Source organism: Streptomyces sp. NPDC014894, assembly GCF_043080985.1.
Classification (GTDB): domain Bacteria; phylum Actinomycetota; class Actinomycetes; order Streptomycetales; family Streptomycetaceae; genus Streptomyces.
Genome location: NZ_JBIBWD010000037.1, coordinates 1 through 10,031, shown reverse-complemented (window position 1 = coordinate 10,031; position 10,031 = coordinate 1). Strand labels below are relative to the sequence as shown.

Annotated in this window: 1 protein-coding gene; it reads right to left on the bottom strand. The window is 70.8% G+C overall.

Annotation, left to right across the window (positions count from 1 at the left end):
• Nucleotides 1-10,031: amino acid adenylation domain-containing protein (locus ACF089_RS35695; protein ID WP_392036338.1), on the bottom strand; the 10,031-nt coding region annotated here is incomplete at both ends.

The window sequence follows — 10,031 nt, the reverse complement described above, 5'->3', positions numbered from 1 at the left end:
GAGACCACGACGCCCTTGGGACGGCCCGTGGAACCGGACGTGTAGATCACATACGCCGCGTCGTCCAAGCCGGCCCGATCCAGCACCGCCCCCGAGCCCGCGTCGTCCAGACCGGCCCGATCCAGCACCGCCCCCGAGCCCGCGTCGTCCAGACCGGCCCGATCCAGCACCGCCCCCGAGCCCGTCTCGTCGGGTTCGGAGTCCGTACCGCCGAAGACCCACGAGGCCGCACCCGCCGGAACCAGCGGAACGGTGTCCGCCGAGCAGACCACCAGCACCGGAGCCGAATCCTCCAGCATGAACCCGATCCGCTCCACCGGATACGCCGGATCCACCGGAACAAAGCCCGCCCCCGCCTTCGCCACACCCAGCAGCACCGCCACCAGATCCGCCGAACGCTCCAGCAGCACCCCCACCAGATCACCACGCCCCACACCACGCGCCGCCAGCCCACGAGCCACCCGACCCGCCGCCGCGTCCAGCTCCGCGTACGACCACACCCCACCCGAACCGACCACCGCCGCAGAACCCGGCGAACGACCGGCCCGATCCTCGAACAACTCCGCCAACGACCCCGCCGCCACCGGCACAGCCGTCTCGTTCCACTCCCCCACCACCAACGACCGCTCACCCTCGCCCAGCACATCGATCTCACTGAGCCGAACCCCAGGATCGGCCGCCACCTGCTCCAACACCCGCACCAACCGCTCCGAAAGCCCCCGCGCCGTCCCCTCGTCGAACAAGTCGAGCGAGTACAGCAGGGTGCCGAGCATCCCGGAGGGGCTTCCGTCGTCGTCCCGGTGCTCATTGAGATCGAGCGACAGATCCACCCGGGCGGAAGCGGCCTCCGCGCCGAAGGCCAGCGGAGTGGCCTCCAGTTCCGGAAGATCCCACAGCCTGCCGGGCCGTTGCTGGGCGCCCTGGACGGAGAGCGAGACCTGGAAGAGGGGGTTGCGGCCCATGGACCGGGCCGGGTTGATGTCGTCCACCAACCGCTCGAACGGCAGATCCTGATGACCGTACGCCGCCAGATCCGTCTCCCGCACCCGCGCCAGCAACTCACCGAACGACGGGTTCTCCCGCAGATCCGCCCGCAGCACCAGCGTGTTCACGAAGAACCCCGCCAGATCATCCAGAGCCGCATCCCCACGACCCGCCACAGCCGCACCCACCGGAACATCCTCACCCGCGCCCAACCGCGACAACAACGCCGCCACAGCCGCATGCACCACCATGAACATCGTCGCCCCGCCACGCTGCGCCAACTCCACCAGCCGGCCATGCACACCGGCCTCCACCCGCACCGGAGCCGTACCACCACGGAACGTCGACACCGCCGGCCGCCGCCGATCCGCAGGCAGCACCAACTCGTCCGGAATGCCGGCCAGCGCGCCGCGCCAGTACTCCAGCTGCCTGCCGATCAGGCTGTCCCGGTCGCTCAGGTCGCCGAGGACCTCGCGCTGCCAGAGCGCGTAGTCGGCGTACTGCACCGGCAGCGGCTCCCAGCCCGGGGCCCGCCCTTCGCGGCGGGCCGCGTAGGCCGTCCCGAGGTCGCGCGTCAGCACGCCCGTGGACCAGCCGTCCGAGGCCACATGGTGGATCACGATCAGCAGGACATGCTCGGAGGGAGCGGTCCGCACCAGCCACGTCCGCCACGGCAGATCGACGCTCAGATTGAAGCCGCGGGCGGCGCGGGCGGCGAGGACGTCTTCGAGTCCGCTCTCGTCGGCCTCGACCGCGACGAGCGCCGGTCGTCCGGCCGCCCCTTCGAGGATCCGCTGACGCGGGGTGCCGTCGGTCTCGGGGAAGACGGTCCGCAGGCTCTCGTGCCTCTCGGCCACATCGCCGATCGCCGCCTCCAGCGCCGCGGTGTCCAGGCTGCCGGAGAGGCGCAGGGTCAGCGGCATGTTGTAGCCCGCGCCCTCGCCGACTCCTTCGAGCCGGTTGAGGAACCACATGCGCTGCTGGGCGTACGACAGCGGCAGCACCTCCGGCCGCTCCCGCCGGGTCAACGCGATCCGGGTCTCGCCGTCCGTGCCGTCGATGAGGCCGGCCAGCCGCGCCACCGTGGCCGCCGTGAACAGATCACGGATGCTGACTTCGGTGTCGAGCACGGCACGGACGCGGGCGATCAGCCGCATCGCGAGCAGCGAGTCACCGCCCAGATCGAAGAACGAGGTCTCCGCGCCCACTCGGTCCAGACCGAGCACCTCCGCGAACAGCCCGCACAGCACCTCCTCCATCAGCGTCGCCGGTCCTCGGCCGGCTGCCGCCGCGTCGAACTCGGGCGCGGGCAGCGCGGTCCTGTTCAGCTTGCCGTTCACGGTCAGCGGCAGAGCTTCGAGGACCACCACCGCGGCCGGGATCATGTACTCCGGGAGCCGTTCGCCCGCGTACTGCCGGAGCATCTCCACGTCCACGGTCCGGTCGGGAGCCGATACGGCGTAGGCCACGAGTCGCTTGTCACCCGGCCGGTCCTCGCGGACGATCACCGCGATCTGTCCCACGCTCTCGTGCGCGGCGAGGACCGACTCCACCTCGCCCGGCTCCACCCGGAAGCCGCGAATCTTCACCTGCTCGTCCGCACGACCCGCGAACCACAACTGACCATCAGCAGACCAACGCGCCAGGTCACCCGAGCGGTACATCCGCCCGCCGAACGGACTCGCCACAAACCGCTCAGCCGTCAGATCCGCCCGACCCGCATAGCCACGCGCCAGACCGTCACCCGCCACATACAGCTCACCCGTCACACCCACCGGCACCGGCTGAAGGAAGTCGTCCAGGACGAAGACCTGGGTGTTGCCGATCGGACGGCCAATCGCCGGAGGCTGATCCTCCGCCGACATCCCCGGGTCGAGCGGAACAGCCGTGGTGATGACCGTGGCCTCGGTCGGACCGTACGTGTTCCACACCCGCGACCCAGCCAGCCACCGGCTCGCCAGATCGGCGTTCAACCGCTCGGCGCCCAGCACCCAGTTCCGCACCCCCGGCACCGACGACGGATCCAGCACACCCAGCAGCGAAGGCACCACACTCGCGACCTCGACCCCCGACGCACGGATCATCTCCGCCAGCGCCTCGGGCTCCGTCCGCTCCTCACTCGACGCGATCGCCAGCGTTCCACCTGCGGCGAGCGTCACCGCCACATCCAGCACGGCGGCGTCGAAGCTGAACGACGCGAACTGAAGCGCCACCACACCCTCGCCCACACCCAGGACCGGTCGCATCACCTGCGCGAGGTTGGCGACCCCGCCGTGCGCGACCGCCACCCCCTTGGGCCGGCCGGTGGAGCCCGAGGTGTAGATGACGTACGCCAGCTGCTCCGGGCTCGTCACCGTGCCGAGAGGCTCCGCCGAAGCCTCCTGGATCTCTTCAAAGCGCAGTACGGGTACGTCGATTCCCGCAGGCTCGGTGTCCGCGCTGGTGAGCACCAGCACAGCGCCGCTGTCGGCGACCATGTACGCCAGCCGGTCCGCCGGATACTCCGGATCCAGCGGTACGTACGCCCCGCCGGCCTTCCACACCGCCAGCAGCGCCACCACCATCTCCACCCCGCGCGGCAGGCACAGCCCGACGACTCGTTCCCGACCCACACCGGCCTCGATCAGCACCCGCGCCAGCCGGTTCGACCGCTCGTCCAGCTCCCCGTACGACAGCACATCCGCACCGGACCGCACCGCCGCGACGCCCGGCGCCGCCGCCACCCGATCCGTGAACAGTTCCAGGAAGGTCCCCTCCTCGACGGGCAGGACCGTGTCGTTCCACTCCGAGACGATCCTCGACCGCTCGGTCTCCTCCAGCACGTCGATCCGGCCCAGGAGGGCGTCCGGGGCCGAGGTCATCTGTTCCAGCAGCCGCAGCAGCCGGTCGAGAATGGTCTGCGCCTCCTCGGCGGTGAACAGGTCCGGGCGGTAGGTCAGACGCATGGCCAGACCGCCGATCGGTCCCGCCACCAGTCCGAGCGGGAAGTTGATGGATTCCCGGATCCCGGACTCGAAGACGCGCAGTCCGCCCGGTCCGGGCATCGGCTCGTCCGTCTCCGGGGGCGCTTCCTGGTTGCCGCCCGAGGGGAAGTTCTCGAAGGCCATGATCGTGTCGAAGGCGGCCCCAGCACCGGCCAGGCGCTGGATGTCGCTCAGGCTCAGATACTGGTAGTCCATCAGCGCCGACTGCTCGGCCTGGAGCCGGTCCAGCATCCCCGAGACGGTCTGGGCGGGGTCGAACCGGACCCGCACCGGGACGGTGTTGATGAACAGCCCGAGCATCGACTCCATCCCGGGCAGCTCGGCGGGCCGGCCGGCGACGCTCGCGCCGAACACCACGTCACGGCGGCCGGTCAGCTTGCCGATCAGCAGCGCCCAGGCGGCCTGCACCACGGTGTTGAGCGTGATGCCCCGTACCCTGACCAGCTCACGCAGGGCCTCGTCGAGAGCGGGCGCGGCCTCGCCGATCACCACCTCGCCGTGCACCAGCTCGGCGTCCCGGTCGACGGGAGCGACGAGCGTCGGCTCCTCGATGTCCGCGAGCGCCTCCCGCCAGGCCTCCCGCGCGGCTTCCCGGTCCTGACGGGACAGCCACTCCAGGTAGTCGCGGAACGGGGTCACGGCGGGGAGTCCGCTCGTGCTGCCGCCGGCCTCGTACGCGGTCCACAGCTCCTGCATGAGGATCGGCAGCGACCAGCCGTCCAGCGCGATGTGATGCAGGGTGATCATCATGCGGAATCGGTCGGCGCCCAGCTTGACCAGGGTCACCTTCACCAGCGGGGGCGCCGTCAGATCGAACCGCCGGGCTCGTTCCTCGATGCCCAGCCGTTCGGCCTCGGCGGCCTTCTCCTCCTCGGTCAGCCCGGAGAGATCCTCCTCCCGCCACGGCATGACCGCGTGCCGGGTGACCACCTGGACGGGCTGGTCCACCCCCGGCAGCTGCCGGAACCCGGCCCGCAGACTCGCGTGCCGGTCCAGCAGCGCCTGCCACGAGGCGCGCAACGCCACCGGGTTCAGCGGTCCTTCGAGACCGAGGTCCAGCTGCTCGACATAGACGTCCGTGCCCTGCTCGTCGAAGAGCGCGTGGAACAGAAGCCCCTCCTGGAGCGGCGAGACGGGCAGGATGTCCACCAGCTCCGGAACCTCCGCCTCCAGCTCCTCGATCCGCGCCTGGTCCAGCGACACGAGCGAGAAGTCGGAGGGCGTGTGACCACCGCTCTCCGCGTCGGCGGTGTGGGTGACGAGACCGGCCAGCATCGCCGCCCAGCCGTCGAGCAGCCGGGTCACGGCCTCCTCGTCCCACAGCTGCTCGGGCCAGAGCAGCGTGAGCGTCAGCTCAGGCCCTTCCGGCAGATCCCGCACCACGCCCATGACCTCCAGCGCGTGCATCACCGGGTACTCCCCGCCGAGGCTCACATCGCCGCCGCCGTCGCGGGGCGGGGTCCAGCCGGCCTGCGCGCCCTTGGCGGGCGTCGCGCCGCCGGAGACCGAGAACCGTCCGAGGTAGTTGAAGCCGATCTGCGCAGTCGGCAACGCGGACAGCTGAGCAGCGGTGTCCGGGTTGAGATACCGCAGAATCCCGTAGCCCAGACCGTCCCCGGGCACCGCCCGCACCTGCTCCTTGACCCGCTTCAGCACCCGCCCGGCGGCGGCACCGCCCGCCCGCACCTCGGCGGGGTCGACCGATCCGGCGTCCAGCCGAAGGGGGTGGCTGCTGGTGAACCAGCCCACCGTCCGCGACAGATCGTCCGCGTCCGACAGGGGTACGCGCCCGTGACCCTCGACGTCCACCAGGATCGCGCTGCCGCCCGGGGTGCTCCGGCTGTCGCGCCACTCGGCGACGGCGGCCGTCAGCCCGGTCAGCAGCACATCGTCGATACCCGCGTGGAACGCCGTCGGCACACTCGTGAGCAGTTCGGCGGTCACCTCGATGGGGACCCGGACCGATGCCTGCCGCAGCGTCGCCTGGAGATCCCGCTCGGGGTCGACCGGTTCCGCGGTGAGGAGCGGGTCGGGCCCCTGGAGGAACTCCACCCACTCGGCGGCCTCCGCCAGCCGCTCTTCGCTCCCGGCCTGTTCGGCCAGCTCACGGGCCCAGTGCCGGAACGACGTCGGTACGGGATCCAGCGCGGCTTCGCGACCGGCGGCCAGCGCCTCGTACGTCTCCGCCAGGTCCGGCAGCAGGATCCGCAGCGACACGGTGTCCAGCGCGAGGTGGTTGATGATGAACAGCAGTCTGCCGAGGTCGTCCGGGCCCCGGTCGAACCAGACCAGCTGGGCCATCACACCGTCGGACGGGTCGAGCCCGTTGACGGCCTCGGTCATCTGCTCGCCGATGAGGCTGTTGAGGCCGTCGGCGGTCAGTCCGGTGGCTTCGACGCGGCGCAGCAGGCGCTCGGCGAGTCCGTTGCCGGGTTCCGGTACGACGAGTCGTCGGCCGGTCTCGTCCGTGCCGTCCTCCAGGCGGGCCCGGAGGATGTCGTGGTGGTCGACCAGCGCCTGCACGGCGTCGGTGAGAAGCGCGAAGTCGAGACCCACCGGGGTCTCCACCATCGCGGACAGCACCACCTGTCCGAGCTTCTCCAGCCCGACCCGCTCGATCAGTTCATGCATGACGGGCGTCAGCGGGATCTCGCCGACTCCCGGCTCGCCGCCGCCCACGAGGGCGCCGTCGCCGACCGCGCCGGCCACCACCGCCAGGCCCTCCGGCGTCTGCCGCTCGAAGACCTGCCGGGCGGTGATGACGAGCCCGGCCTTGCGGGCGCTCGACACCAGCAGCATCGACATGATCGAGTCGCCGCCCAGCTCGAAGAACGAACCGTCGGCACTCACCTCCTCCAGCCCCAACACCTCGGCGAACAGACCGCACAGCGTCGCTTCCACCGGCGTCTCCGCAGCCCGCCCGGCCCTCTCACCGCCGGACTCCGGAGCGGGCAGCGCGGCCTTGTCGAGCTTGCCGTTCACGGTCAGCGGCAGGGCGTCCAGTACGAGGACGGCGGCCGGGACCATGTACTCCGGGAGCCGCTCACCCGCGTACTCGCGCAGTGCCGGTATGTCGACTTCTCGACCGATCGCAGGTACGGCATAGGCGACGAGCTTCTTGTCTCCGGGCCGGTCCTCGCGGACCACCACCGCGATCTGGCCCACGCTCTCGTGCGCGGCGAGGACGGACTCGACCTCGCCGGGCTCCACCCGGAAGCCGCGGATCTTCACCTGCTCGTCCGCACGCCCCGCGAACCACAACTGACCATCAGCGCTCCAGCGGGCCAGGTCGCCGGAGCGGTACATCCGCCCGCCGAACGGACTCGCCACAAAGCGTTCCGCCGTCAGATCCGGCCGGCCCGCGTAACCACGCGCCAGGCCGTCACCGGCTACGTACAGCTCACCCGTCACGCCCACGGGCACGGGCTGAAGGAAGTCGTCCAGGACGAACACCTTCGCGTTGCCGATCGGACTGCCGATCGCCGGAGGCTGATCCTCGGCGGTCATGCCCGGGTCGAGCGGGACAGCCGTGGTGATGACCGTGGCCTCGGTCGGACCGTACGTGTTCCACACGCGGGAACCCGCCAGCCAACGGCTCGCCAGATCGGCGTTGAGGCGTTCGGCGCCGAGCACCCAGTTGCGTACCCCCGGCACCGCCGACGGATCCAGCACGCCCAGGAGCGACGGCACCACGCTCGCGACCTCGACCCCGGACGTGCGGATCATCTCCGCCAGCGCCTCGGGCTCCGTCCGCTCCTCACTCGACGCGATCGCCAGCGTTCCACCTGCGGCGAGCGTCACCGCCACATCCAGTACGGCGGCGTCGAAGCTGAACGACGCGAACTGGAGCGCCACCACACCCTCGGCCACACCGAGCGCAGGGCGCATGGCATGGGCCAGGTTGGCGACCCCGCCGTGCGCGACCGCCACCCCCTTCGGCCGGCCCGTCGAACCCGACGTATAGATGACATACGCCAACTGCTCCGGGCTCGTCACCGTGCCAAGAGGCTCCGCCGAAGTCTCCTGGATCTCTTCAAAGCGCAGTACGGGTACGTCGATTCCCGCAGGCTCCGTCCCGGCCGTGGCCAGCACCAGCACCGCACCGCTGTCCGCCACCATGTACGCCAGCCGGTCCGCCGGGTACTCCGGATCCAGCGGTACGTACGCCCCGCCGGCCTTCCACACCGCCAGCAGCGCCACCACCATCTCCACCCCGCGCGGCAGGCACAGCCCGACGACTCGTTCCCGACCCACACCGGCCTCGATCAGCACCCGCGCCAGCCGGTTCGACCACTCGTCCAGCTCCCCGTACGACAGCACATCCGCACCGGACCGCACCGCCGCAACGCCCGGCGCCGCCGCCACACGGTCCGCGAACAGTTCCAGGAAGGTCCCCGCCTCCACCGGCAGGACCGTGTCGTTCCACTCCGACACCACCTGAGCCCGCTCGACCTCGTCCAGCACCGCGATCTCGCTCAGCCGAAGGTCCGGATCCGCGGCGACCTGCTCCAGCACCCGACCCAGACGAACCGCAAGACCCTCAACGGTCTCCTGGTCGAAGAGGTCGGTCGCGTAGAGGATTCCGCCGCCGATCCCGGCGGGGGCCCCGTCGTCGTCCCGCTGTTCGACCAGGGTCACGGAGAGGTCGAAGCGGGCGGCCAGTTCGGACGCGGGCGGCAGCGGGGCGACCTCCAGGCCCGGCAGCTCCCAGCGCGCCTCCGGCACGTTCTGGAGTGCGAGCATCACCTGGAACAGCGGATTCCGGGAGAGAGTCCGCACCGGGCTCAGTACGTCCACCAGCCGCTCGAACGGCACATCCTGATGACCGTAAGCGGACAGATCGGCCTCACGGGCCCGGCTCACGACCTCCGTGAAGGTGGGATCGCCGCTCAGATCAGTACGGAGAACGAGCGTGTTGACGAAGAAGCCCGCGAGATCGTCCAACGCCGCATCGCCACGGCCCGCGATCGGCGTACCGAGCGGAATGTCCTCACCCGCGCCCATCCGCGACAGCAGAACCGCCAACGCGGCATGCGCGACCATGAACATGGTCGCCCGGCCGCGCCCGGCCACCTCCACCAGCCCGGCGTGCGCCTCGGGGCCCACATGCAGCGGCACTGAGCGGCCCTCGAACGACGGCATCGGAGGGCGGGGGCGATCGCTGGGGAGCACCAGCTCCTCCGGCGCCCCTTCCAGCGTCTCCTGCCAGTGAGTGATCTGACTGGCGATCAGGCTCTCCGGGTCGTCCAGGTCGCCGAGCACTTCGCGCTGCCAGAGCGCGTAGTCGGCGTACTGCACCGGCAGCGGCTCCCAGCCGGGGGCCCGTCCTTCGCAGCGTGCGGTGTAGGCCGTGCCGAGGTCACGCGAGAGCGCGCCCATCGACCAGCCGTCGACGGCGATGTGGTGCGCGACGATCAGCAGCACATACTCCGAAGGAGCGGTCACCAGCAGCCAGATCCGCCACGGGAGGTCGACGCTGACGTCGAAGCCCTGACCCGAGTGCACGGTGAGCACGTCCACGAGTTCGCTCTCCGTGGTTTCGACCACGGTGAGCGGCGGGCGTCCGTCGGCGCCTTCGAGGATCTCCTGCCGGGGAGCGCCGTCGGTCTCCGGGAAGACGGTCCGCAGGCTCTCGTGCCGGTCGGCCACGTCCCCGAGCGCCGCCTCCAGCGCCGCGATGTCCAGCTCACCCGACATCCGCAGCGTGAGCGGCAGGTTGTAGGCGGCGTCGGCGCCGGAATCGGTCTCCTCCAGCCGGTTGAGGAACCACATACGCTGCTGGGCGTAGGACAGCGGCAGCACCTCGGGGCGTTCCCGCCGGGTCAGCGCGATCCGGGTCTCGCCGTCGGTCTCGTCGATGAGGCCGGCCAGTCCCGCCACCGTGGCGGCCGTGAACAGGTCTCGGATGCTGACTTCGGTGTCGAGGACGGCACGGACGCGGGCGATCAGCCGCATCGCGAGGAGCGAGTCACCGCCCAGATCGAAGAACGACGCCTCCGCACCCACCCGGTCCAGACCGAGCACCTCCGCGAACAGCCCGCACAGCACCTCCTCCACCGGAGT